38 protein-coding genes and 1 pseudogene are annotated in these 20,469 nt (G+C 38.7%); 35 read left to right on the plus strand and 4 right to left on the minus strand.

The window, feature by feature from the left end; translation table 11 throughout:
• Positions 1-251: 251 nt before the first annotated feature.
• The 4 genes from ACLV7H_RS00115 to ACLV7H_RS00130 all read right to left on the minus strand — a co-directional run bounded on the left by ACLV7H_RS00115 (position 252) and on the right by ACLV7H_RS00130 (position 2,775).
• Positions 252-1,400 (minus strand): tyrosine-type recombinase/integrase, encoded by a 1,149-nt coding sequence (locus tag ACLV7H_RS00115; RefSeq protein WP_411866024.1) that lies wholly within the window; start codon positions 1,398-1,400, stop codon positions 252-254.
• Between the two features lie 172 nt (positions 1,401-1,572).
• Positions 1,573-1,998: an Ltp family lipoprotein gene (locus ACLV7H_RS00120; protein ID WP_411866025.1), complete on the minus strand. Its 426-nt coding sequence runs from the start codon at positions 1,996-1,998 to the stop codon at positions 1,573-1,575.
• Between the two features lie 9 nt (positions 1,999-2,007).
• Positions 2,008-2,397: an ImmA/IrrE family metallo-endopeptidase gene (locus tag ACLV7H_RS00125; RefSeq protein WP_411866026.1), complete on the minus strand. Its 390-nt coding sequence runs from the start codon at positions 2,395-2,397 to the stop codon at positions 2,008-2,010.
• A gap of 12 nt (positions 2,398-2,409) precedes the next feature.
• Positions 2,410-2,775 (minus strand): helix-turn-helix domain-containing protein, encoded by a 366-nt coding sequence (locus tag ACLV7H_RS00130; RefSeq protein WP_411866027.1) that lies wholly within the window; start codon positions 2,773-2,775, stop codon positions 2,410-2,412.
• A 282-nt stretch (positions 2,776-3,057) separates the two neighbouring features.
• Between ACLV7H_RS00130 and ACLV7H_RS00135 the strand changes: the two genes are divergently transcribed.
• The 35 genes and pseudogenes from ACLV7H_RS00135 (at position 3,058) to ACLV7H_RS00305 (ending at position 20,226) form a co-directional block, all read left to right on the plus strand.
• Entirely contained in the window at positions 3,058-3,204 is a 147-nt protein-coding gene (locus tag ACLV7H_RS00135; RefSeq protein WP_001001334.1) for a hypothetical protein, read from the plus strand.
• Positions 3,197-3,400: a transcriptional regulator gene (locus ACLV7H_RS00140; protein ID WP_038804347.1), complete on the plus strand. Its 204-nt coding sequence runs from the start codon at positions 3,197-3,199 to the stop codon at positions 3,398-3,400. Before ACLV7H_RS00135 ends, ACLV7H_RS00140 begins: the two co-directional genes overlap by 8 nt.
• Before the next feature lie 142 nt (positions 3,401-3,542).
• Positions 3,543-4,256, plus strand: coding sequence for an ORF6C domain-containing protein (locus ACLV7H_RS00145; protein ID WP_411866028.1), 714 nt, complete (start codon positions 3,543-3,545; stop codon positions 4,254-4,256).
• Positions 4,257-4,269: 13 nt separating this feature from the next.
• Entirely contained in the window at positions 4,270-4,527 is a 258-nt protein-coding gene (locus ACLV7H_RS00150; RefSeq protein ID WP_000370959.1) for a hypothetical protein, read from the plus strand.
• A gap of 80 nt (positions 4,528-4,607) precedes the next feature.
• Entirely contained in the window at positions 4,608-4,820 is a 213-nt protein-coding gene (locus tag ACLV7H_RS00155) for a hypothetical protein (protein WP_247925709.1), read from the plus strand.
• A gap of 20 nt (positions 4,821-4,840) precedes the next feature.
• Entirely contained in the window at positions 4,841-5,713 is an 873-nt protein-coding gene (locus tag ACLV7H_RS00160; protein ID WP_411866029.1) for a phage replisome organizer N-terminal domain-containing protein, read from the plus strand.
• Positions 5,713-5,907: pseudogene (locus ACLV7H_RS00165) on the plus strand (hypothetical protein). The gene ACLV7H_RS00160 and the pseudogene ACLV7H_RS00165 overlap by 1 nt, the downstream one beginning before the upstream one ends.
• The gene (locus ACLV7H_RS00170) at positions 5,904-6,365 is read left to right on the plus strand and encodes a class I SAM-dependent methyltransferase (RefSeq protein WP_411866030.1); all 462 of its coding nucleotides are present in this window, start codon (positions 5,904-5,906) and stop codon (positions 6,363-6,365) included. The pseudogene ACLV7H_RS00165 and the gene ACLV7H_RS00170 overlap by 4 nt, the downstream one beginning before the upstream one ends.
• A 9-nt stretch (positions 6,366-6,374) precedes the next feature.
• Positions 6,375-6,596 (plus strand): hypothetical protein, encoded by a 222-nt coding sequence (locus tag ACLV7H_RS00175; RefSeq protein WP_411866031.1) that lies wholly within the window; start codon positions 6,375-6,377, stop codon positions 6,594-6,596.
• Between the two features lies 1 nt (position 6,597).
• On the plus strand, positions 6,598-7,089 hold the full coding sequence (locus ACLV7H_RS00180; RefSeq protein ID WP_411866032.1) for a MazG-like family protein: 492 nt from the start codon (positions 6,598-6,600) through the stop codon (positions 7,087-7,089).
• Position 7,090: 1 nt separating this feature from the next.
• Positions 7,091-7,357, plus strand: coding sequence for a hypothetical protein (locus ACLV7H_RS00185; protein WP_411866033.1), 267 nt, complete (start codon positions 7,091-7,093; stop codon positions 7,355-7,357).
• 14 nt (positions 7,358-7,371) lie between these two features.
• Positions 7,372-7,521, plus strand: a complete 150-nt coding sequence (locus ACLV7H_RS00190; RefSeq protein WP_015997044.1) for a hypothetical protein — start codon at positions 7,372-7,374, stop codon at positions 7,519-7,521.
• Positions 7,518-7,841 (plus strand): 3-dehydroquinate synthase, encoded by a 324-nt coding sequence (locus tag ACLV7H_RS00195; RefSeq protein WP_411866034.1) that lies wholly within the window; start codon positions 7,518-7,520, stop codon positions 7,839-7,841. Before ACLV7H_RS00190 ends, ACLV7H_RS00195 begins: the two co-directional genes overlap by 4 nt.
• Before the next feature lie 86 nt (positions 7,842-7,927).
• Positions 7,928-8,344: a single-stranded DNA-binding protein gene (ssb, locus tag ACLV7H_RS00200; protein ID WP_270747357.1), complete on the plus strand. Its 417-nt coding sequence runs from the start codon at positions 7,928-7,930 to the stop codon at positions 8,342-8,344.
• A gap of 13 nt (positions 8,345-8,357) precedes the next feature.
• On the plus strand, positions 8,358-8,642 hold the full coding sequence (locus ACLV7H_RS00205) for a hypothetical protein (RefSeq protein ID WP_124788199.1): 285 nt from the start codon (positions 8,358-8,360) through the stop codon (positions 8,640-8,642).
• Positions 8,642-9,322, plus strand: coding sequence for a DUF1642 domain-containing protein (locus ACLV7H_RS00210; protein WP_411866035.1), 681 nt, complete (start codon positions 8,642-8,644; stop codon positions 9,320-9,322). Before ACLV7H_RS00205 ends, ACLV7H_RS00210 begins: the two co-directional genes overlap by 1 nt.
• A gap of 163 nt (positions 9,323-9,485) precedes the next feature.
• Positions 9,486-9,746: a DUF1372 family protein gene (locus ACLV7H_RS00215; protein WP_411866036.1), complete on the plus strand. Its 261-nt coding sequence runs from the start codon at positions 9,486-9,488 to the stop codon at positions 9,744-9,746.
• Positions 9,746-9,997, plus strand: coding sequence for a hypothetical protein (locus tag ACLV7H_RS00220; protein WP_411866037.1), 252 nt, complete (start codon positions 9,746-9,748; stop codon positions 9,995-9,997). The genes ACLV7H_RS00215 and ACLV7H_RS00220 overlap by 1 nt, the downstream gene beginning before the upstream one ends.
• Entirely contained in the window at positions 9,988-10,326 is a 339-nt protein-coding gene (locus ACLV7H_RS00225; protein ID WP_411866038.1) for a helix-turn-helix domain-containing protein, read from the plus strand. The genes ACLV7H_RS00220 and ACLV7H_RS00225 overlap by 10 nt, the downstream gene beginning before the upstream one ends.
• Positions 10,323-10,724, plus strand: a complete 402-nt coding sequence (locus ACLV7H_RS00230) for a transcriptional regulator (protein WP_411866039.1) — start codon at positions 10,323-10,325, stop codon at positions 10,722-10,724. Before ACLV7H_RS00225 ends, ACLV7H_RS00230 begins: the two co-directional genes overlap by 4 nt.
• A gap of 192 nt (positions 10,725-10,916) precedes the next feature.
• Positions 10,917-11,459, plus strand: coding sequence for a site-specific integrase (locus tag ACLV7H_RS00235; protein ID WP_033585091.1), 543 nt, complete (start codon positions 10,917-10,919; stop codon positions 11,457-11,459).
• Between the two features lie 460 nt (positions 11,460-11,919).
• Positions 11,920-12,240, plus strand: a complete 321-nt coding sequence (locus tag ACLV7H_RS00240; protein WP_195594768.1) for an HNH endonuclease — start codon at positions 11,920-11,922, stop codon at positions 12,238-12,240.
• A 136-nt stretch (positions 12,241-12,376) separates the two neighbouring features.
• A complete protein-coding gene (locus tag ACLV7H_RS00245; RefSeq protein ID WP_001118282.1) occupies positions 12,377-12,769 on the plus strand; it encodes a P27 family phage terminase small subunit in 393 nt (130 codons plus the stop codon).
• A complete protein-coding gene (locus ACLV7H_RS00250) occupies positions 12,762-14,492 on the plus strand; it encodes a terminase large subunit (RefSeq protein ID WP_411866040.1) in 1,731 nt (576 codons plus the stop codon). The genes ACLV7H_RS00245 and ACLV7H_RS00250 overlap by 8 nt, the downstream gene beginning before the upstream one ends.
• Positions 14,493-14,499: 7 nt before the next feature.
• Entirely contained in the window at positions 14,500-14,718 is a 219-nt protein-coding gene (locus ACLV7H_RS00255) for a hypothetical protein (protein ID WP_411866041.1), read from the plus strand.
• A gap of 17 nt (positions 14,719-14,735) precedes the next feature.
• The gene (locus tag ACLV7H_RS00260; RefSeq protein WP_411866042.1) at positions 14,736-15,938 is read left to right on the plus strand and encodes a phage portal protein; all 1,203 of its coding nucleotides are present in this window, start codon (positions 14,736-14,738) and stop codon (positions 15,936-15,938) included.
• On the plus strand, positions 15,922-16,512 hold the full coding sequence (locus ACLV7H_RS00265; protein WP_411866043.1) for an HK97 family phage prohead protease: 591 nt from the start codon (positions 15,922-15,924) through the stop codon (positions 16,510-16,512). Before ACLV7H_RS00260 ends, ACLV7H_RS00265 begins: the two co-directional genes overlap by 17 nt.
• On the plus strand, positions 16,497-17,669 hold the full coding sequence (locus ACLV7H_RS00270) for a phage major capsid protein (RefSeq protein WP_411866044.1): 1,173 nt from the start codon (positions 16,497-16,499) through the stop codon (positions 17,667-17,669). The genes ACLV7H_RS00265 and ACLV7H_RS00270 overlap by 16 nt, the downstream gene beginning before the upstream one ends.
• 11 nt (positions 17,670-17,680) lie before the next feature.
• Complete coding sequence (locus ACLV7H_RS00275; protein WP_411866045.1) at positions 17,681-17,971, plus strand: hypothetical protein; 291 nt, start codon at positions 17,681-17,683, stop codon at positions 17,969-17,971.
• Between the two features lie 2 nt (positions 17,972-17,973).
• Positions 17,974-18,255, plus strand: a complete 282-nt coding sequence (locus ACLV7H_RS00280) for a hypothetical protein (RefSeq protein WP_411866046.1) — start codon at positions 17,974-17,976, stop codon at positions 18,253-18,255.
• The gene (locus ACLV7H_RS00285) at positions 18,242-18,541 is read left to right on the plus strand and encodes a phage head closure protein (protein WP_049505450.1); all 300 of its coding nucleotides are present in this window, start codon (positions 18,242-18,244) and stop codon (positions 18,539-18,541) included. The genes ACLV7H_RS00280 and ACLV7H_RS00285 overlap by 14 nt, the downstream gene beginning before the upstream one ends.
• Positions 18,538-18,885 carry an HK97 gp10 family phage protein gene (locus tag ACLV7H_RS00290; RefSeq protein ID WP_000063884.1) on the plus strand — a complete coding sequence of 116 codons (348 nt, stop codon included), beginning with the start codon at positions 18,538-18,540 and terminating at the stop codon, positions 18,883-18,885. Before ACLV7H_RS00285 ends, ACLV7H_RS00290 begins: the two co-directional genes overlap by 4 nt.
• Positions 18,882-19,205: a hypothetical protein gene (locus ACLV7H_RS00295; protein ID WP_049505449.1), complete on the plus strand. Its 324-nt coding sequence runs from the start codon at positions 18,882-18,884 to the stop codon at positions 19,203-19,205. The genes ACLV7H_RS00290 and ACLV7H_RS00295 overlap by 4 nt, the downstream gene beginning before the upstream one ends.
• An 11-nt stretch (positions 19,206-19,216) precedes the next feature.
• On the plus strand, positions 19,217-19,795 hold the full coding sequence (locus ACLV7H_RS00300) for a major tail protein (RefSeq protein WP_015997064.1): 579 nt from the start codon (positions 19,217-19,219) through the stop codon (positions 19,793-19,795).
• Between the two features lie 11 nt (positions 19,796-19,806).
• On the plus strand, positions 19,807-20,226 hold the full coding sequence (locus ACLV7H_RS00305) for a hypothetical protein (RefSeq protein WP_411866047.1): 420 nt from the start codon (positions 19,807-19,809) through the stop codon (positions 20,224-20,226).
• The last annotated feature ends 243 nt before the right edge of the window (positions 20,227-20,469 follow it).

Below are 20,469 nucleotides of genomic sequence, written 5' to 3' on the forward strand. Positions count from 1 at the left end.
AGATTAGTTTAAGAGAGGTTGGGTATACTATAGACAGTTACAAGAAGACCTCCTAACTTGTTGTAGCAAAATCCTAAACTTTTCTTTTTCATAATAATCTCCCTTAACTCCACCCAATCAGGTGGAGTTTTTTGGCTCTATTTCAGGCTTTTGGGGACTATTCTAAAAATCATTTTTCGATATTTTTCGGTATTTTTCGGATTTTGGTCGGGGAATTGGCGGGGACTTTTTGAGATTTTGGCGGGGATTTTTTAGCGAATATGACTAAGAAATAGGTCTGTTGTCGCTTCAGTAAGTTCGTCCTCAACTTGGTTATAACGATCCGTCATATAAACCTTTGTATGCCCCAGCGCCTGGCTTAATTGTTCAAGCGGAACCCCTGCAATAATGCTTTGAGTCGTGAAGAAGTGGCGCATCATGTGAGGTGTTACATGCAATCCTGTTGCTTCATTCACTAGATTGAAGTTTCTATTTAGCTGGTTTGGATTGATGAGACCACCTTTCTCGTTGATAGTTATATAATCCTTGTGCTGTTCCTTGATAATTCCTAACTTTCGCTTAATCTTAGAAGCTTCAGCTATCAGATAATAGATAAGGTCCGTTCCGATATCATCAAGGCAGACATATCGCTCTGAATCCTTCGTTTTAAGCCCTCCTTTCCCTTTTAAGGTCTGGTTGCTTCGACTGTCTCTAAGATGCAGTATAGCCCGTCCGCTGTCGTTCTGAGTGACGTCCATTGGGCGCAATCCAAAGACTTCTCCTCTTCTTAACCCAAAAATGGTCAGATAGGTTAGAGCGTAGAATTGTTTTGACATGATTTCTTCTGCCTTTGCTATCCAAGTCTTAAACTCTTTGAGAGTCACTTTCTTGTTAGCAGCAGGGATATCACTCTGGCCAATAAAGACACCTTTCAAGCGATTTGAGAGCAGATTCCCACTTTTCACGGCATCATTCAGCAATGCCATGAAGCTGGAATTGAGAGTTTGAACAGTGTATCTGGTATGGTTCTGCAACTTTTCAGCGATAAAGAGTTCATACTCATTTCTATCCAAATTTTTAAGCATGGCAGAACCAAACTTTGGCTTGATATGATTCTTATAGAGATTGTCATTGAGGTAGTAGGAAGTGTCATTCCAGCGCCCTGTTGACAATCTCTTTTCAGAATAGATATCCCAATACTGATCAAGCGTTAGATTTGTATTGATACCTAATTCTTGGTCTTGGATTTGTTGCTCAATCTCTGTCAAGGCTGCACGAGCTTGTGGAAGGGTTGTGAGACCACTTTTAGTAATCTCTTTCTTTTTACCATGAAAATAGAAAGAGCGTCTGATGTAATAACGTTTGCCTTTTGCAGTATCATAGTAATAGATATTTGGGTATTTTGTTTTATTATATTTCATTGTATTCTCCTTGTTTATCAGCTTCTGGACAAGGTCTAAACATTGAGAATATTGACATCACCCCTTTCATGGTGTAAAATAGGGTATAGAAAAGAGGCCTTTTTAATGGCTGATTTTTATACAGGATAAGCTTCACAATCAAACTTTGGCGAGGGCGATTGTGGGGCTTTTTTTATTCATTTAATTTTTCAATGGCTTTCAGAGCCTGCTCTTCAGTAAATTGAGCATCATTATCTGTCAAACTTTTAAGGATTTCTTGGTCAGTCTTACCTTCACTTCTTTCTTCTTTTGCAATGTCGAGTGCTTCATTAACCCAAACATCACCAACATTATCTACAGCATACTGAGCAGCTCTCTTTGAATATTTGTGACTCGCACTTTCTGTTAAATACCAGAGAAGTGTTTTCTCAGAAAATGATGCCTTGCTTTCGACAAGTTCTTGAGCAGTTTTAAGCGCACTTGCTTTTTCTTCGTCTGCTTTGCTTGACGTTTGTTTTGTAAGAGCATTTGAACCACCGATAGCTAAGATAGCTACCAATATCCAAAACCAGACTTTTTTATAAAAAGGCTTTGAATTAGAACTTTTTTCCTTTTTCATAACATCTCCTTAAATTATATTTGCTAAATTATAATATTCCTCTTTTACCATGATTTCATTTGTCACGGTTTTTAGATTGTAGTAGGACATGAATTTGAGGTAATCAAACTCTGTAGGGTCGTCTAAGCTTTCTATCGCATCTTTTACGAGATGATGGATCATATTCCTATCAGCTTCGTTTTCACAGCGTAGTCGAGCGTTCTGGTACTCTGAGCGTGTGTGATCCTTGTGTCCTAATTCATGCAGTAGGACTTTAACTCTCTCTTTATTGCTGAGTTTACTCGACAGGAAAGCTGTATTGGTTTCTTTTTCGTAAAATCCAAGTTCATCAGGCATCAAATCTCCATCAAAATCGATAATACGAATCTGAAAATGACTTATAATTTCTTTTTCAGTCACTAAGCAATACCTCTAATCACCAGCTTCTTTTAGATAACCTTCAATGATAGACTGGATGATTTTTTTCTTTTCATCTGTTAATTCTCGACCGCCAAACATCATGACATTCGATGCCATTTCTTCAACATTTAGGGTCTTCCCTTGCCATCTATACTCTTTTGAATCACCAGCAATAGTAGGATTATCCGTGCGACCAAGTAAATAGTCTGCACTTACATTAAAGTAATCAGCTATTTCTTTTAAAACTTTTGAACTCGGATTGCTTCTTTTTAATCGATATAAAGTGTTAGTTCCATAACCAAGTTTTTCTTCCAAAACATTTATAGAAATTCCCTGTTTATCAGCTAATTCCTTTATTTTATCGAATGCTACGAACATTTTTTTAGAACCTTTCTAAGCAAACGAAAAATAATTTTAAAATATTTGTAGAAAATGGTTGACATTTTTAGTCAAATGTTTTAAAATAATAATCGTAAGCTAAAGAGTTAGCGAATGAGACAACTAAAAAATAAAGCCTAGTAAACTGATTGGCGTCCGTTTTCTATAGGTAAACCTTACTTTTAGTAGGTCTTTTCTCTATGTTTTCATTTTAAAACATTTGACTAGAGTTGTCAAGAAATTCGCTAACTTTTTAGATAATTTTTTAAAAGGAGGTCAGGGATGAACGAAGAAGACCTGAAAGAATTATTGGAACTCTTAGCGACAGATTATGGGCGAGGGTATCTAGATGGAGTAGTTGGGGGACTTTCAATGCTTTTGAAAATTTCAAAAGAAGCAGAGAAATATAGAAAGGAAAAATATGAGTAAAGAGCTAAAGATAATCAAGGCTAAAATCAAAACTCGTTTGATTGAGCTGGATATGACTCAAGCCGAGTTGGCAAAACAAGTATTCGTCGCACCTTCGGTCATTTCAGAACTGCTGAAGTATGGCAAAGGAAGTGATTATGTGAAAGAAAAAGTCGTAGATATTTTGGGTATTGAAAACCCTTGGAGAAATCACTGAGAGGTCCATACATGCAAGTGAAAATAATACTGAATTGGCAGAAGAGAAATCACCAACTTAGTCAGCTGATGATCGATAGTCTTGAGGGGCTAGATGTTTGGGAAACTATTTTAACACTAGGAAAAGTAAGAAGAGGAACATTATGAACGAAATTTTTAATTTTCACGGGCAGGAAGTCCGTACTTTGACAATTGATGACGAGCCTTGGTTTGTCGGTAAGGATGTTGCAGATATCTTAGGATACGCTAAACCACTGGACGCAATTTCTCGGCACGTTGATGAAGATGACTCCGTGAAATACGGACTCACCGACAATTTAGGTCGAACACAAAACACTATCATCATCAACGAATCTGGTCTCTATTCTCTCATTCTTTCAAGTAAGCTTCCACAAGCAAAAGAGTTTAAGCGTTGGGTGACATCAGAGGTCTTGCCAGCTATTAGAAAACAAGGCGGATTTATCCGAGAGGACTTGGATGAAGATGCTTTCATCGCTCTGTTTACTGGCCAGAAGAAGTTGCGTGAACAGCAGGCGACCATGTTGGAAGATATTGACTATCTCAAGAGTGAGCAACCGATTCATCCGAGCTATGCTCAATCGCTCCTGAAGAAGCGTAAGGCTCGTGTCGTGGCTTGCCTTGGCGGTATTGATAGTCCAGCTTATGCGGATAAGATTTTTGCTCAGTCGGTATTTAGACAAGCTGAGATTGATTTTAAGGATCATTTTAATATCAGTCGCTATGACTTGCTACCAAAAAAGTTTGCAGATGCAGCCTTGGCCTACTGGATGACGTGGGAGCCAAGCACAAACACTAAGATGAAAATCATGAAATTAAACTCATTTGATGACGTCTAGAAAGGGGAAGAAGATGGACAATGTTCTACTTTCACTATCTGAATGGATTAAATCTATTATCAAGGACACAATCACAAGGCTAGTCGAAATCGAAAAAGATAGTGATCACTATCCAGAGTTGATGGATGTGAACACTACCTGCGAATTTCTAGGAATTAAGTATGCCACCTTTTCAGATAATTATCGTTACTTAAAGGGATTTCCAAAGGAATTACCTGGTAAGAAATGGTCAAAAAGAGCCATCAAAGAATGGCTCTCTAATCAAATATAATAACTTTACTAAAAGGCTTCTGGACAAGGTCTTAGCAAAATTATTTGACTATATTATAGCACAAAAAGAGGATAAAAAACATGAACAATTTACAAATTATCGCAGTAGGCACAGTAGTATCAGTAGTCTTGATTGAATCGCTGATGATGAATATCAAGCTTAAAATGGCCATGAGATCGAAAAAGAAGATTCAATTTCAAACGCCTCAAGTTGAAAAAGGGTTTATTGATTTTAAAACAGGTCGACGTGTGGATATTGATCCCGCGACTCGAAAAGAAACATTTGTGGATTAGTAGAGAAATGGAGGGTATCAATGGCTGTTAAAAACAAGCGATACTACTGGATTCAACTCACTCAGGATTTTTTCAAATCAAAAGAAATGAAATTGCTTCGGAAGATTGCTGGTGGCGATACACACACTATTATCTATCTCAAAATGATGTTGATCAGCTTGGAAGATGGAGGGTGTATCTACTACGATGGACTCGCTGACAATCTTGCTGAAGAAATTGCTCTTATGATTGATGAGAATGTTGAAGACATCAAAATTACTTTGCTTTTTTTGGAAAGTAAAGGCCTACTGACTAGAAAAAATGACAGAGATTATTTTTTGGAGCAAGTTCCTGAGATGGTAGGTAGTGAAACCGCAAGTGCCAGAAGGGTTCGCAAGTTTCGAGAGAACCAATTAGCGTTACAATGTAACGGCGATGTAACAAAGCGTAACGGAGATATAGATATAGAGAAAGATATAGATACAGAGATAGAGAAAGATGTAGATAAAAATCCAGTCGAACTCATCGTCGAAGAATATCAATCTCGTATCGCTCCGTTGGATGGAACTCAATTTGAAATCTTGAAAGAGTTCATCACTTTGGATGGGATGGAAGCAAAAGTTGTTCTGAAAGCAATTGGTCTTGCTGCTGATAATGGTAAAAGGAACTTTAGTTATATCAGAGCGATTTTGACAAATTGGAAAAACGATGGAGTTTTGACTATTGCAGCAGTCGATGAACGTGAGCGAGCTTACAAGGAAAATAAAATCAGCAAACATCCAGGCAATCAGAAATCAAATGTTCCTGAATGGTCACAACCAGACTATGTCAATAAGACTAGTGATGAGACCAAAAAGGACCTTGAGAAGAAGAAACAAGAAATGCTAGAAAAACTAGAGAAAGGAAGAAACTGATGTTTATTTTGAAACACGGAACAAAAGAAGAAAAACCGTACTTGAGGGCTGTCACAATCGGTGTGACTGGAATTGATATCTCGTTTTCAGAAGAAAGGTGAGCTATTCGGTTTGTCTCTCGTGCGGTCGCAATGCAGGTTGCCAAGGCGCTTAGATCATTTGGGAATTTTTATGTGATTCAGGTGAAGGGATGAAAGATATACGAATACTAGATGCGTGCTGTGGGTCCAGAATGTTTTGGTTTGATAAACAAGAGCCACACACAACATACATGGATAGACGTGAAGAAGAATTTGAAATTCACAAAAAGAAAATAAATGTTAAGCCAGACATTGTTGCAGATTTTCGAGATATGCCATTTGATGACGAAACATTTAATCTTGTTGTGTTTGATCCGCCACACCTTCTCTGGGCTGGCCAGAAATCATTCATGCGTGCGCAATATGGTCAACTAGACTTGTTGACTTGGAGATTAGACTTGCAGCAAGGTTTTGAAGAATGTTTTAGGGTTTTGAAAACAGGTGGAACACTTATCTTTAAATGGTCTGATGCTCAAGTAAATGTTAAGGAAATTTTAGAATTGGTTCCGCATCAACCACTTTTTGGACAGCAACGTGGGACGACTCACTGGATGGCTTTTATGAAATTTTAGGAGGTATTGATGTTAAATCTCTATTTCATTTACAACGGTCACCGCAAGATAATTATCGGGAGTTTCGACCATATACATAGCGCAATCAATGAATTAAAAAAACATCAAGCTAGTTACTCAGCAATCAGTCATCCACGATTTCGGAAAAGCATGAGTGGTGAGAACATCAGGATTGATTACGGAGCAGCTGATTGCTACTACTTGATTACGAAGAAAACGGAGGAAAAATAAGATGAATACAAAAATGAATTTGGAAGAAAAGGTTCAACAGTGGTTTGTTGACAGGAATTTACATGAAGCAAATCCTGTCAAACAGTTCTTGAAGTTGATGGAGGAGTCAGGAGAGTTGTTTGAGGGTATCGCAAAGGATAAATCTGAACTGATTTACGATGCGCTTGGAGACATCCAGGTAGTTTTGATTGGGCTTGATCAACAGATTAAGAACGGTGCTCAGGTTTCAGCAAATCAACAGGAACTTGAATTGCTGCTGATGGTTTCCAGCTTGGGCAATATCGCTCAGAAGCTATACGCTCATGTCTGTCACAATGAAACACAAATTCCTTTAATCAAAACAGATTTGATGTTTCTTGATAGCGTGATCAGTACGGTTTCATTTTGCAATGGCACTACAGCTGAAAGTTGTTTAGAAGAAGCTTATGAAGTTATCAAGGACCGCAGAGGAAAGATGATCGACGGGGTGTTTGTGAAAGAGGAGGATTTATAAAATGAAAAGACTAGGAATCATCATTGGGGTATTACTCGTAACAATTGCCTCACCGTTTATTGTTCAATTTGGTTGGAATGAGATTGTAACGACAATCCTCCCTGTCGCAAAGATTTCGTTTTGGCAAGCTTTGGGAGTAGATGCTTTAATAACCTTCATAAATCCAACAATCTATAGTGATGAAGAAATTTCAAAAAAACTTACTCAGGCCATTTCAAAGATTATATATTTTGCATTTGTTCTTTGGCTAGCTAGTTTGTTCATCTAAGGAGGATCTGCCAGATGATTGAAATAAACGGGAAAAGCCACGAAGCCCATAAAGTGAAACTCACAAAAAAGGATTTAAAAAACTTGAAAAAAGGCGAAGCTCTTATTTTTATCTGCAAAGAAGATAACAAAGCCATAATTATTTGCATGGAGGATAAGGAATGAGATGCTTTAAAATCCTATGTCTTGTTTTATTCGCATCCTTCCTCGTAGCATGTCACGAGATTTCGAGTGGGACGGTTGTAGACAAGTACATTGATGAACCTCACACAACATTCATACCTGTCATGACAGGAAAAAGCTCGGTACTGGTACCAACTAGAACCAAAAGAAGATATATTCTAGTCGTTTCTGGACATGTAGGAAATAAGCACGTTGAAGAAACATTTGAAGTGACAGCCGAGGAATACAAATACTATGAAATTGGTAATACTTTCATACAAGATGCCGTTCTAGAAAATGAAGGAGGGGAAGAAAATGATTGAATTTATTAAAGAATTTGGAATAACTTTTCTGTGCTTTTTTATCGGTTACTCAGTTGTTGAATGTGTGACAGGAAAGGAAAAGAAAGATGATCAATAATGTTGTGTTAGTAGGTCGCTTGACTCGTGACCCTGAGTTACGATACACACCATCAAATGTTGCAGTTGCGACATTCAGTTTGGCAGTGAATCGCAATTTTAAGAATCAGGCAGGTGATCGTGAAGCTGATTTTATCAGTTGCATCATGTGGCGCCAGCAGGCTGAAAATTTCGCAAATTGGCTTAAAAAAGGTGCTCTTGTAGGAATCACAGGTCGCATCCAGACTCGTAGCTATGATAATCAGCAAGGACAACGTGTCTATGTGACGGAAGTTGTAGCTGAAAGTTTTCAAACTCTTGAAAAGAAGGATAATTCTGCGAACCAGTCAAGTATGGAAAACCAGATGCCACCAAGTTTTGGAGCAAGTGATCCAATGGATATTTCAGATGATGGGTTGCCGTTTTAAGGAGTTGTGAAGGATGAAAAGAAAAAACTATATTATTTTTATCAGGCATTTTAAAAGAATAAAAGATTTAGTAGATTTTTATGAATATATTGCAGACTCAAAAGTTTGTGGAATTGCTATTTATTTATTTTTAATCATTTGTTCACCTTTCATCGCTTTGCTATTTCCAATCGCATACATAGAGCATTGTTTTTATAAAAAAAGATTTATTAGACAATGCGTTGAATATGACTGGTGTTCAAAGGAATATCTTGAAGAGGTTGTTGATATCAGAAAAATTGAAAGTGAGGAATTTTAATGAACATTCAGGGACTAATTGAGCGATACGAAAAATTTAAAGCTAGCAAGAAAAAAATGACCTCGGTTGATTTGGTTTTGAAAGACTTACGGACTTTAGACGAACCAGAACCGCTACCATTCAAGTTAAAAGATGTCGTTCGTCGAATCAGAGGGTTTGATCCGACGACACAGACTAGATGGCTTAATGATATCCTTAAAGAATTAGGGGACGACTACGGTTCAATGAAATATCGTGAGGGCTACGAGCAAGGTAAGTTTGAGGGAGCATGGGTTGGTAATCAATTGAAAGATGCTGATAAGATTCGGCAAGAATTGAATAAACCAGTGATACCGCAGTTTGTGGCGGTTTGGATTGAGGAGTGCAAAGCGAAAGGAAAAAACTTGCTTAGAGCTCTCTTATACACACCAGAGAAAGTTAATAGCTGGGTGGATGATCCAGATAATCAAGAAATTTTTGCTCTTGCTTGGATGTTTGGCTACACAGTAGAGAATGAAAAGCGTTATACAGTAGTGATGAAAGAAACAAAACAACCGCTATATTATAATGCTGTGGATAAGAAACTATTCTTCTCTATGGGCTGCCTAGCTACAAACTTTACCCAACAACAACTTGAAAAACTAAACTTCGGCTGGATTTTCTTTTGCCCGGGGATTGAGATTAATGAGGTCATAGATTGAAAGGTACAAAGGATTTTATTCTAGCTATTGAAAATATAAAAATCGATATTTTAAAAATATCCGATGACCTAAACGGTTATGAGTTAAGCAATATCAAGAAACACGCAAGGGATCTATACGAGTGCCTAGTGTGGTTGCAGTATGCTGCGGAGGAGAATGAAAATTGAAAAGATTTATCGCAATATGGATGTTATTGTCCGCTGGATTGAATATTTGGCAGATGTGCAGGATTGCAGAACTAGAAGAAAAGCGCCCGATTATCGTTTATAAAGCTGATAACTCAGGCGCAGAAATTAAAGGCAGAGTCACCCACAAGGAGAAGATTGGTGACACGTACACTATCACTGTACAAAATTATGGAGTGTTTGTAGTTACTCAAACAAACTATGAATCTCTTAAAATAGGAGATGAGGTAATATTGTAATGGCAGAGTACAAGAAACCAAATTACATCATCATTCAAGAAGCAATGTCAGAGCGCATTAGATTTCTGGAAGATGAACTGTATAAAAGGGCCTATAAGGATATTGAGAAACTAGAAGCTCAAAATGATTTCTTAAGAAGCCTTTGTAATAATCAACTTGAAATTATCATGGATTATGAATGGAAGCAGATGCAAGAGCAGGCTGCATTCATAAAAGCTAATACTAGAAAGTGGGGAGCAAGATGCGGCTAAGACTAAAAGAACTTAGAGAGGACTTGTGTATTTCCGTCAAAGATATGGCCAGAGATACAGGTGTTTCCCAAAATACAATTCATTTATATGAACGCGGCGGATACCCGTCTATTAAGCAAATTGAAATGATTGCTAAAACCTATGATGTGAATCCTGCGTGGCTTGTTGGGTGGATAGATGATGAAATGATGCCTGAAGTCCAGGTCGTTGAAAAAGTGGTCTACAAAGAGAGTCCAACAGCAAGATTGCCGAATTATTTCAACAACAATAACGATGGTAAGATTATCAAGTGGAAGCAGTCACGAAGATTTCGAGGAGGTAGGATTTGAAGAAATTGAGCGACGAAGACCTCAAAACATTAGACAGAGAACTTTTTAAATTCCAAAACGTTCAACGGACAATAGATTTGAGAAGGCTAGAATTAGAAACTCGAAACCCAGATACTCAGAGTGGTCCTAGCGTAGGAATAAGCAAACCTACCGAAACTATCGCAATCAGAATCGCAGATGATCCAACCTTAAAATTTCTCGAAGGGTTCAAAGCTATTATTAACAAACTCCTGATCAGTCTAGTTGATGAAGATAAGGAAATCTTTAATCTGCGCTGGAGATATCCTCAACTGAGATGGGAAGAAATAGCTGAACAGAAATTCATGAGCAAAGCCACAATTTATAGAAGGAGGAGGATTATCTTAGAACAGTACGCTATACTGAAAGGTGAGTTGTAAATAAGATTGAGACAAAAGATATCTTGAAGTCTCACGAAAAAAGGTCTATTATGATAGCATGAACTTCTGAAACAAAAACACACATCACACTTTAGGAATCATCCTTAATTCTAGTCAGAAAAGTTGTCCAACAGAAGTATCGTCAAGAGTCAGCAAATGCTGGCTTTTTGTTTTGTGGAAAGGAGGTAGAATATGGAATTTGTATCACCGATAAAAGATAATGATGATATTCAGGCAATGAAAGATTATCTCAAAGAATGGAATGAGATGTACTACATGCTATTCATCACTGGTCTGAATACTGGATTGCGAGTCGGAGATATACTTACCTTGAAAGTTAAAGATGTTCAAGGCTGGCACATCAAACTGAGAGAACGGAAGACTGGCAAGCAGATAACAAGACGGATGACAAAAGAACTCAAGAAAGAAATGAGGAGATATGTCGAGGGCAAACCATTTCATCATTTCTTATTCAAGAGTAGGCAAGGTCAGAATAAAGCAATCACTCGTGAGCGAGCCTATCAAATCATACATGAGGCAGCTGAAGAACTTGGCATTGATAATGTTGGCACACATACAATGCGTAAGACATTCGGATATAAATATTACAACAAGACGAAGGACGTAGGGACATTACAGAAAATGTTCAATCACTCATCACCTGCAATTACCCTGAGATACATAGGGATAGAACAAGCAGAGCTTGATGATGCTTTACGGAACTTTGTCATTTAATTTTTTAGATATTACTTTCACATAATGAGTTAAGCATAAACTGAAAAAATGAAACGCTTTAAAACCTATGATTAGTAAGGGTTTGAGATTTAGAGTGAGTTTAACAAAATATAAGATATGTGAAAGTGAGGGATAAAATTAGTATAGATGGAGGATGAAACATTGGGATTATTTTTAGGATATCTAGTTGTCTATTTTTTAACCTTAATTTTTTTAGTCGTTATTTTTGATTGGGGGACAAGTGATGTATTAAAGTTAGTTGAGAATGGATTGATATTTCTTTTCTTACCACTTGTATTTGTTTTTGTATTGGCTTATGATTTTATAAACAAAATAAAATGAGACAAAAGGCATCTTGAAGTCTCACAAAAAAAGGTTTATTATGATAGCATGGTTTTCTTGTATGAGGAGGGATAGGTCACCGACCTGTCCCTTTTAGTATTGAGAAAGGAGGTTTGCTATGTACAACAAACCTATTAGACAATCCTTGAAGTCTAAGAAGTGGGAGAAGTTTCGTGATAGGATAATGCGAAGGTATGATTATCTTTGTCAAGAAAGTTTGCGATACGGAATTTCTGTTCAAGCAGAAATGGTACATCATATCTTTCCTGTGTCTGAATATCCCGAGCTTGAATTTGTCGAATGGAATTGTTTGCCATTGACGAATAAGAAACACAATACGTTTCATGATAGAGTGAACGATAGAGTAATCAATCAAGGACTGTACTGGCAGAAAAAAAGAAAAAAAGAATTTTTAAATTTTTTCAAAAATGAAAAATGAAAATTTTTAGTCCCCCCTCTTTTTGAAAAATCATTTTGGCCAGTAGGGTACCGGTGAAGGGAACTTTTTCCAAGTCGGGGGCCTTCAAACAAAAAGGGGGTAAAAACTAAGCGATTTTGACGAAAGGAGGTAGTTTTTGGCTAAACCAATTACAGCAAAGTCGATTAAGTCAAAAGTAGTCAAGCAGATGAAAGACTTGGGCACTTATCGAAAAGAATTTGAGATGATCATTGATATTTTTGCAGGCATGCTCTATCAGTATCAGAAACTTGCTCAAGATTATGCTGACATGGGTTATCCAGTAACAGACACCTACGTCAATAAGGCTGGTGCTGAAAATGAGCGCAAAGTTCCAATCTTGACAGCGATGGAAATTTTGAGGAAAGACATCCTCAGCTACTCTAATCAGTTGATGATGAATCCTAAGTCTCTTGGTGAGGTAGTAGAACAAGAGGGTGAGTCAGTTCTTACTGAGGTCCTGAAGTTCAAGAACGAAATCAAGAAGAAGCGAGTGACTGGCAATGGGTAATCTTGATAAAGCGAAAGAGTATGCTCGGCACGTCATTTCTCACAGAGAGGAACATTGCGAGGAAAACATTCTTGCAGCTGAACGTTTCTTGCGTGATCTTGAAAATCCTGAGTTTGAAATGGATGAGGAAATCGTTGATTTCGTTGTTCACTTCATCGAGAATACGATAGTCCATCAGCAGGGTGATGATATGTTTGCGGTGTCTATCCGTAACAAGCCATTACTCTTGCAACCCTGGCAACACTTTGTGGTTGTTAATCTATTTGGATTCTACTACAAGGGGTCAAACGAGCGCAGGTTCAAAGAAGCGCTTATCATGCTTGCTCGGAAGAATGGGAAGACCTCATTTACTGCTGCAATCGCACTTGCTTATCAGATATTAGACACGGATAGCGGTTCAAAATGCTACATCGTGGCCAACTCGGTCAAGCAAGCTATGGAAGCCTTTGGATTCTTAAAATTCAATGTAGAGCGATGGAATGACAAGAACATTCGTATTAAGGATAACAACCAGGAACACTCAATCACTGCTAATTTTGGTATTGAGGGTTCTTTCTTTATCCAGGCACTGGCCAACGATGAAAGTCGTTTGGACTCATTGAACGGTAACGTAATTATCCTAGACGAAGCTCACACGATGAGAAACAGCAAGAAGTACGGTCTTATGAAGAAAACAATGTCAGCATACCGAAACAGTATGCTTTTTGTTATCTCTACGGCTGGTGATATTCCTACTGGTTTCCTTGCTAACCGTCTGAAATATTGTCAAAAGGTCCTTAAGCAATTGGTCAAGGATGATTCCTTGTTCATGTTTATCTGCAAAGCTGACCAGTCAACAGATGGAGATGTGGGCGATTACCTAGACGAGAATGTGCTTAAGAAAGCCAACCCATCGTGGGGTGTGACGGTATCGCTCAAAGCCCTGAGAGAAGAAGCTGAGCAGGCTATGAATGATCCACAGACTAGGAATGAGTTCTTCAACAAGACTTTGAATGTCTTTACAAACTCAATGAACGCTTATTTCAATCCTGATGAATTTATTGCTTCAGACAGTCGTTATGATTGGACCTTGGAAGAACTGGCACGCTTGCCTATCCAGTGGTATGGTGGAGCTGACTTGTCAAGATTGCATGACTTGACCGCAGCCGCCCTTTATGGTGTCTATCATGATGGCGAGAAAGACGTTGATATTTGTATCACACACGCTTTCTTTCCTCGTGTCAATGCTCAAAAGAAAGCTAATGACGATGGCATTCCACTTTTTGGCTGGCAGTCTGATGGTTGGCTGACGATGAGCAATACTCCGACCGTTCTCTATGATGATATTGTTAAATGGTTCATCAAGATGAGGGAGAAAGGGTTCAAGATTGCTGCTGTCGGAATGGATAGGAAGTTTGGACGTGAGTTTCTGACGAAGATGAAACAAGCTCGGTTTAAGATGATTGACCAACCTCAGCTTTTTTATCTGAAATCAGAGGGATTCAGACGGATTGAGTTCAAAGTTAAGAATAAAGAGTTTTACTATCTTCATTCTGACGCTTACGAATACTGTGTGAGCAATGTTAGAGCGATTGAAAAGGTGGATGATGCTGTGCAATATGAGAAATTAGACGGTGACGGTGGTACTGCAAGAATTGACTTGTTCGATGCCAGCGTTTTTGCTTGTATTCAGGCTCTTGCTAACCTTGGCAAGAATCAGAATGTCATGAGCTTCTTTGATTAGGTGAATTATGAATGAAATAGTTTTATCAGAACATGAAATTAATGTGCTAATTAATAAAGGGCGAGTTAAAGTAATTTTAAACGGGGAAGAAGTAGTCGTTCGTCAAAGCTATACGAAAGATTTGAGGGCTGAAACAGTTAACTGGGATAAACAAATAGTTGATGTCAGTCAGAATATCGTAAGAAACAAACACTTTGATTCACTTTTTCAAAATAATTTTCGCTAGAAAGGAGGTGAGTAAAGATGGGGCTTTTAGATAGGTTTTTGAAACGTGGTAAGAGTCGAAGTGGAACGAATGTTATCACTCATTCAGATTTTGGTCTTTATATCGACGGTGATAGCTATGTGCCTTTGGCCCGCAATCCTGATGTGATTGCTGCGGTCAATAAGATTGCTGACATGGTATCAAATATGACCATTCATTTGATGGAGAATACCGACAAAGGTGATATCAGAATAAAAGACGGACTGGCTCGCAAGATTGACGTAAACCCATGCGACAATATGACTCGCAAAACTTGGATTTTCAAGATTGTGCGTGACCTGTTGCTATTTGGTGACGGAAATTCAGTTCTTCATGTTGAGTATGATCCTGTGAATGATTATATTTTGAACTTGAGACCATTCACAATGAGTGAGGTCTCTTTCAAAAGTGATGATGTTGGTTACATCGTGAATTATCGTGGTATCGACTACAACCCAAGCGAAATCGTGCACTTTGTAATCAACCCAGATCCAGACAATCCATTTGTAGGAACTGGCTACAGACTTGCTCTGAGGGATATTGTTAGGAATTTAAACCTTGCAACTCAAATTAAAAAAGGGTTTATGAGTGGCAAGAACGTTCCTAGCTTAATTGTTAAGGTTGATTCTTCAAGTGCGGAATTAGGAACACAAGAGGGACGTGACCAGGTCGCTAAGAAATATCTTAGCACGAGTCAAGCTGGTGAGCCATGGATTATTCCTGATGCTTTGTTGAGTGTCGAACAGGTCAAGCCACTCAGTCTGAAAGACATTGCTATCAATGAATCTGTTGAAATTGACAAGAAAACAGTTGCTGGGCTTTTGGGAGTGCCAGCTTTTATTTTGGGAGTTGGTAACTTTTACAAAGAAGAATACAACAACTTTGTAAATACAACGGTCATGAGCATTGCTACGACAATCACTCAGACCTTAACAAGAGACTTACTCGTTTCAAATAATCGGTATTTCAAACTTAATGCTCGCTCGCTATATTCGTATGACATTACAGAGTTATCTTCAGTTGCTGAACAGATGACTAAAAGTATGGCAATGCGTCGAAACGAGTGGAGGGATTGGCTTGGGATGCCACCAGATCCTGATATGGATGAGCTCCTTGCTCTTGAGAACTATATCCCACAAGACAGACTTGGGGACCAGAAGAAGTTGAAAGGAGGTGAGGAAGAGAATGAACAAACGGAATAGTTATCGTACTGCTCAGTTCAAGACACGAGAAGAAAGTGACACTGGTGATTTGATTTTGAGCGGGTACTTTATCAAGTTCGATGAAGTTACTGAATTATGGCCGGGTTACTTTGAGGTAATCAAACGTGAGGGTGTTGAAAAAGCCATCAAAGGAGCCGACATCAGGGCATTATTTAACCATGATGATAGTTTGGTGCTTGGTCGGACTGGTAATGGAACGGTCATTTTGGGAGTTGATGAAATTGGACTTTACGGTGATATCATCATCAACAAAGATGATCCGCAAGCTGTTGGGGCCTATGCTCGTGTTCAGCGTGGTGATGTGATTGGATGTAGCTTTGGTTTCATCCCAATCAAAATCAATACGGAAGAGCAAGCAGATGGTTCGTACCTGGACACTATCTTAGAATTAGAAATCTTTGAAGTGAGTCCATGTACTTTCCCAGCCTATCCACAAACGGAAATCGCTGCACGACAGAAAGACTTTGAAAGTCAACAGCGTGCTAATCGTGAAGCGCTGGACAAGCGCAAGAAAGAAATTAAGGAGAAATTTAACATATGCACAAATCATTGATTTTAGGCGCTCGTATGCGCAACAAAGCAGAAAAAGTGGTGGAACTTGAAGAATCAATCAAAGAATTGAACAAGCGTTCTGAACTTGAAGCGAAGAAATTGGATCAAGCTGGAAATGATGAAGAAGTTTCAGCAGTTGAAAAGAAGCTGGAAGATATCAAAAAAGAATTGGAAGATAAATTGGCAGAAAAAGAACAACTTGAAAAAGAAATTGAAGATTTGCAAAATCAAGTTGAAGAATTGAATCGCAAAGCACCGACTTACCCAAGTCAAGAAAAACGTGGAGGACAGAAATTGGAACAACGTGATGCAATCGCTAAATACATTCGTACTGGTCAAACTCGCGACATCGTAGGCTTGAAAACTACTGATTCAGGAAGCGCAGCTTTAATCCCTACTGAAGTTTTGAAACCTCATTTTGTTAACAAAACACGTAATCCACTTTTGGATCTTGTGGAACGTGTGAAAGTTAACAGTGGATCTGGTAAATATCCAGTTATCAAGAAAACGGATGGTGTAATGGTTTCAACAGATGAATTGAAATCAAATCCAGAACTCGGAAAACCAGCAATCAGCGAGATTGATTATTCAATCAAGACTTACCGTGGATATATCCCTGTGTCACAAGAAATGATTGACGACGCAGACTATGACATCATGTCCATTGTTGAAGACGAAGTGTTCAATCAAGGTGAAAACACTGAATTGTCATTAGTTACAGCTGTCCTTAAAACAGCTACCCAAGCAGATGCGGCTGGATTTGATGGTATTAAAGATATCTACAACAAGAAGCTTAAATCAATTTATAAAGCAAGCATCGTTGTAACTAAGTCAATGTTTGCTGCGCTTGACAAGGTGAAGGACAAAGATGGGCGCTACATGCTTCAAACTGATGTGGCTTCACCTACTGGCTACTCATTTGGTGGGAAAACAATCTACAAAGTAGATGACACAGTGTTCGGAAACGAAGGAGACATGAAATTCTTCATCGGAGATGTCGCCGAGTTCGTCAAAGAGTTTGACCGTGCTCAAGTATCCGTTAAATGGGTGAACAATGATATTTACGGACAATTGCTTGGGCTTTTTATCCGTTTGGATATTAAGAAAGTAAATGAAGAAGCTGGATTCTTCGGAACCTACACTGATGTTGTAGCTTAAGGAGGTAGCGTATGAGCTATAAAGTAATTCGTCCTTTCAAGGACTTGGTTGATTCTGAAAAACATGACTATGCTGTTGGCGATATCTTTCCTCGTGAGGGATATAAGCCCACAGATAGCTTTACCAACGGCCTTTTGACTGGCGCCAACACTGCTGGCTCTATCTTCCTTGAGGTTTTTGGAGAGGATGAACCTAAGAAACCAGCTCCTGAAACAAAAGAAGTAAAGGAAGAGCCCGTAGTTGAGCAGGAAGAAACAGTTGAGGAAACTACTGAAGAGCCTACTAAGGAAGTTGAGGAGTAAACATGGACGAAGGTCAGCTTTTGAAATTGCTGAAACTCAAGCTGGGTATTTCAACTAACTTGAGAGACAAGCCGTTAGAAAAAATCATTTCAAGTGTCATCACTGAATTGACCGATAATCTCGGTATCGAGCTTGTTGGTGAGCGTACTGACCATGAAATGTTTATCGTTGACTATGCTGCTTATCGCTATGAGGGTGGGGTGGATATGCCACGTCACCTTCAGTGGCGACTGCATAATTTACAGATAGCATCAAAGAAAGAGGTCAAGAATGTGGAATCATGAAATCACGCTGATCTCTAAAAAAGTCACAGGTAAGGACAAGTTACTACAACCAATCTCTGAAGATGTTAAAGTTACTCTCTTGTGTCGTAAAAAGAAGGTTACTCGCTCTGAATTTTATCAAGCAAATCAGGCAGGTCTAAAACCAAGCTTGGTCGTTGAGATTCGAAATTTTGAGTATGAGAATCAGGAGTTTGCGAAATTTGAAGGCAAGCAATATCGTATCTTGAAAACCTATCCTATCGATTCTGAAATTTTAGAGTTGACTTTGTCAGAGGTCTTGAAATGAGTAATGACCTTGCTGATTTGATAGCGAAAGAGCTTGCAGCTTACTCTGATGAGGTTACTGAAGAAGTGGATAAGATTGCAGAGCAAGTGGCTGATGAGACTGTGGATGAGTTGAAAGAGACAAGTCCGAAACGGTACGGAAAGTATCGTAGAAGTTGGAAAAAGAAGAAGTTAGCCAATGGCTCTTTTGTTGTGTTCAACGCAGTCGCAAGTCTTACTCACATACTTGAAAACGGGCACCTTTCAAGAAATGGTGGCCGTGTCGCTGGTATCGTTCACATCAAGCCAGCTGAAGAAAAAGCAATTCAGAACTTTGAGAAGCGTATCAAGGAGATTGGGAAATGAAGCTATCAGACTTTGCTGCTATTTTGGAACAGGCAAACTTGCCTGTCACTTATCGAGCGTTTAAAATTGGGAACGCTCCTGACTTACCTTACCTGGTCTATTATGAATCGAGTCCAGCCATCAATGCAGCTGACAATACGGTTAATCATCAGATTAAGAGCGTGACAGTTGAGATGGCTTTTGAGAGTAAGGATGAAGATTTGGAAGAACGTCTGGAAGAGCTGTGGACAACCCACGAGCTCTTTTTCGATGTTCAAGAAGAAACATTTATCGAGACTGAAAGACTATATGTCAAGTCTTATACAGTCTATCTATACTAAGGAGGAATGACATGACTCAAGAAAATAAAGTAACCTTTGGTTTAAAAAATGTTCACGTTGCGCCAATCAAATCAATTGGTGCAGATGGAGTGATTGCTTACGATGAAATTTTCCGCTTTCCTGGAGCAATGGAATTGACATTGGATCCAAAGGGTGAATCAACACCAATCAAAGCAGACGATATCGATTATCACTTCATGAACTCAAACGAAGGGTATGAAGGGAAATTCAAAATCTCTCACATTATTGAAATGTTTGCGACTAAGATTTTGGGTGAAATCAAAGATGCTCAGACGGGTGTTTTGACTGAAAAAGCTGATGCAGAATTCACATCATTTGCCTTGATGTTTGAATTTTCAGGGGACAAGAATAAAACACGTCACGTCCTTTACTACTGTTCAGCGAGCCGTCCAGGCAATGGTTCAAAAACCAAAAATGGTACAAACGTCAACGAGCGTGAACTTGGCTTTAAAGCAAGTCCTCGTCCTCTGGATTCAGTTGTTAAACGTTCTATCACATCAGCTGATAATAAGGAAATTTATGACAACTGGTTTAAGAAAGTGTATGAACCTACTGCGGTGGCAGCTTAAGGAGAAAATCTATGCGTAAAATCGTTTTGGTTGGTGATCAGGAGTATGAGTTGGGCACTAATGGCTATACTCCTATCGCCTACAAGCAACAATTTGGGAAAGATTATTTTCAAGATTTGTTCTCAATGTTGAAAAATCAATCATTCATGAATGAATTGAACAAGCTGGAAAATGATAAAGAGTTGACGGCAACTGATATTGACGTTTCGATGTTATCAGATTTTGACATGACCTTTTTCAACCGTCTTTTTTGGACCTTTGCTAAATCTGCAAATCCTCACATCAAGCCTTATGAACAATTTTTCATGGAAATGGAAGTCTTTCCTATTCAGGAAGTTGGTCCTGTGTTGATGGAAATGCTGAATGCGAGCATGACGACAAAAAAGCACCAGATGAATCAGAATCAGCTAGCGAAGAAATCTTTACAGTAGAGTCCTACTTATCCTGCTGTAAAGAAACTGGTCTGTCTATTGATGATCTAAAGCACATATCAATCGGAATGGCTCTAGATTATCAGACGGATTATGTGAATTTACGGAGCGAGGACAAAGGTGGGGAACGGAAGGCCACGCAAGCTGATTTTGACAGTTTTTAAAGAAAAAATGAGTGCTGAGATAGTAATTCTGAGGTCAAGTTCATTGTCCTAACTGCATTATCAGTCGTAGAAGTTCTCT

This window comes from Streptococcus oralis, assembly GCF_965111685.1.
In the GTDB taxonomy this organism is placed as follows: domain Bacteria; phylum Bacillota; class Bacilli; order Lactobacillales; family Streptococcaceae; genus Streptococcus; species Streptococcus oralis_B.

Coding starts and splice junctions, on each gene's coding strand:
- ACLV7H_RS00115 (WP_411866024.1), bottom strand. CDS start 1,400: ATGAAATATAATAAAACAAAATACCCAAATATCTATTACTATGATACT.
- ACLV7H_RS00120 (WP_411866025.1), bottom strand. CDS start 1,998: ATGAAAAAGGAAAAAAGTTCTAATTCAAAGCCTTTTTATAAAAAAGTC.
- ACLV7H_RS00130 (WP_411866027.1), bottom strand. CDS start 2,775: ATGTTCGTAGCATTCGATAAAATAAAGGAATTAGCTGATAAACAGGGA.
- ACLV7H_RS00135 (WP_001001334.1), top strand. CDS start 3,058: ATGAACGAAGAAGACCTGAAAGAATTATTGGAACTCTTAGCGACAGAT.
- ACLV7H_RS00140 (WP_038804347.1), top strand. CDS start 3,197: ATGAGTAAAGAGCTAAAGATAATCAAGGCTAAAATCAAAACTCGTTTG.
- ACLV7H_RS00145 (WP_411866028.1), top strand. CDS start 3,543: ATGAACGAAATTTTTAATTTTCACGGGCAGGAAGTCCGTACTTTGACA.
- ACLV7H_RS00150 (WP_000370959.1), top strand. CDS start 4,270: ATGGACAATGTTCTACTTTCACTATCTGAATGGATTAAATCTATTATC.
- ACLV7H_RS00155 (WP_247925709.1), top strand. CDS start 4,608: ATGAACAATTTACAAATTATCGCAGTAGGCACAGTAGTATCAGTAGTC.
- ACLV7H_RS00160 (WP_411866029.1), top strand. CDS start 4,841: ATGGCTGTTAAAAACAAGCGATACTACTGGATTCAACTCACTCAGGAT.
- ACLV7H_RS00170 (WP_411866030.1), top strand. CDS start 5,904: ATGAAAGATATACGAATACTAGATGCGTGCTGTGGGTCCAGAATGTTT.
- ACLV7H_RS00175 (WP_411866031.1), top strand. CDS start 6,375: ATGTTAAATCTCTATTTCATTTACAACGGTCACCGCAAGATAATTATC.
- ACLV7H_RS00180 (WP_411866032.1), top strand. CDS start 6,598: ATGAATACAAAAATGAATTTGGAAGAAAAGGTTCAACAGTGGTTTGTT.
- ACLV7H_RS00185 (WP_411866033.1), top strand. CDS start 7,091: ATGAAAAGACTAGGAATCATCATTGGGGTATTACTCGTAACAATTGCC.
- ACLV7H_RS00190 (WP_015997044.1), top strand. CDS start 7,372: ATGATTGAAATAAACGGGAAAAGCCACGAAGCCCATAAAGTGAAACTC.
- ACLV7H_RS00195 (WP_411866034.1), top strand. CDS start 7,518: ATGAGATGCTTTAAAATCCTATGTCTTGTTTTATTCGCATCCTTCCTC.
- ssb (WP_270747357.1), top strand. CDS start 7,928: ATGATCAATAATGTTGTGTTAGTAGGTCGCTTGACTCGTGACCCTGAG.
- ACLV7H_RS00205 (WP_124788199.1), top strand. CDS start 8,358: ATGAAAAGAAAAAACTATATTATTTTTATCAGGCATTTTAAAAGAATA.
- ACLV7H_RS00210 (WP_411866035.1), top strand. CDS start 8,642: ATGAACATTCAGGGACTAATTGAGCGATACGAAAAATTTAAAGCTAGC.
- ACLV7H_RS00220 (WP_411866037.1), top strand. CDS start 9,746: ATGGCAGAGTACAAGAAACCAAATTACATCATCATTCAAGAAGCAATG.
- ACLV7H_RS00225 (WP_411866038.1), top strand. CDS start 9,988: ATGCGGCTAAGACTAAAAGAACTTAGAGAGGACTTGTGTATTTCCGTC.
- ACLV7H_RS00235 (WP_033585091.1), top strand. CDS start 10,917: ATGGAATTTGTATCACCGATAAAAGATAATGATGATATTCAGGCAATG.
- ACLV7H_RS00240 (WP_195594768.1), top strand. CDS start 11,920: ATGTACAACAAACCTATTAGACAATCCTTGAAGTCTAAGAAGTGGGAG.
- ACLV7H_RS00250 (WP_411866040.1), top strand. CDS start 12,762: ATGGGTAATCTTGATAAAGCGAAAGAGTATGCTCGGCACGTCATTTCT.
- ACLV7H_RS00255 (WP_411866041.1), top strand. CDS start 14,500: ATGAATGAAATAGTTTTATCAGAACATGAAATTAATGTGCTAATTAAT.
- ACLV7H_RS00260 (WP_411866042.1), top strand. CDS start 14,736: ATGGGGCTTTTAGATAGGTTTTTGAAACGTGGTAAGAGTCGAAGTGGA.
- ACLV7H_RS00265 (WP_411866043.1), top strand. CDS start 15,922: ATGAACAAACGGAATAGTTATCGTACTGCTCAGTTCAAGACACGAGAA.
- ACLV7H_RS00270 (WP_411866044.1), top strand. CDS start 16,497: ATGCACAAATCATTGATTTTAGGCGCTCGTATGCGCAACAAAGCAGAA.
- ACLV7H_RS00275 (WP_411866045.1), top strand. CDS start 17,681: ATGAGCTATAAAGTAATTCGTCCTTTCAAGGACTTGGTTGATTCTGAA.
- ACLV7H_RS00280 (WP_411866046.1), top strand. CDS start 17,974: ATGGACGAAGGTCAGCTTTTGAAATTGCTGAAACTCAAGCTGGGTATT.
- ACLV7H_RS00285 (WP_049505450.1), top strand. CDS start 18,242: ATGTGGAATCATGAAATCACGCTGATCTCTAAAAAAGTCACAGGTAAG.
- ACLV7H_RS00290 (WP_000063884.1), top strand. CDS start 18,538: ATGAGTAATGACCTTGCTGATTTGATAGCGAAAGAGCTTGCAGCTTAC.
- ACLV7H_RS00295 (WP_049505449.1), top strand. CDS start 18,882: ATGAAGCTATCAGACTTTGCTGCTATTTTGGAACAGGCAAACTTGCCT.
- ACLV7H_RS00300 (WP_015997064.1), top strand. CDS start 19,217: ATGACTCAAGAAAATAAAGTAACCTTTGGTTTAAAAAATGTTCACGTT.
- ACLV7H_RS00305 (WP_411866047.1), top strand. CDS start 19,807: ATGCGTAAAATCGTTTTGGTTGGTGATCAGGAGTATGAGTTGGGCACT.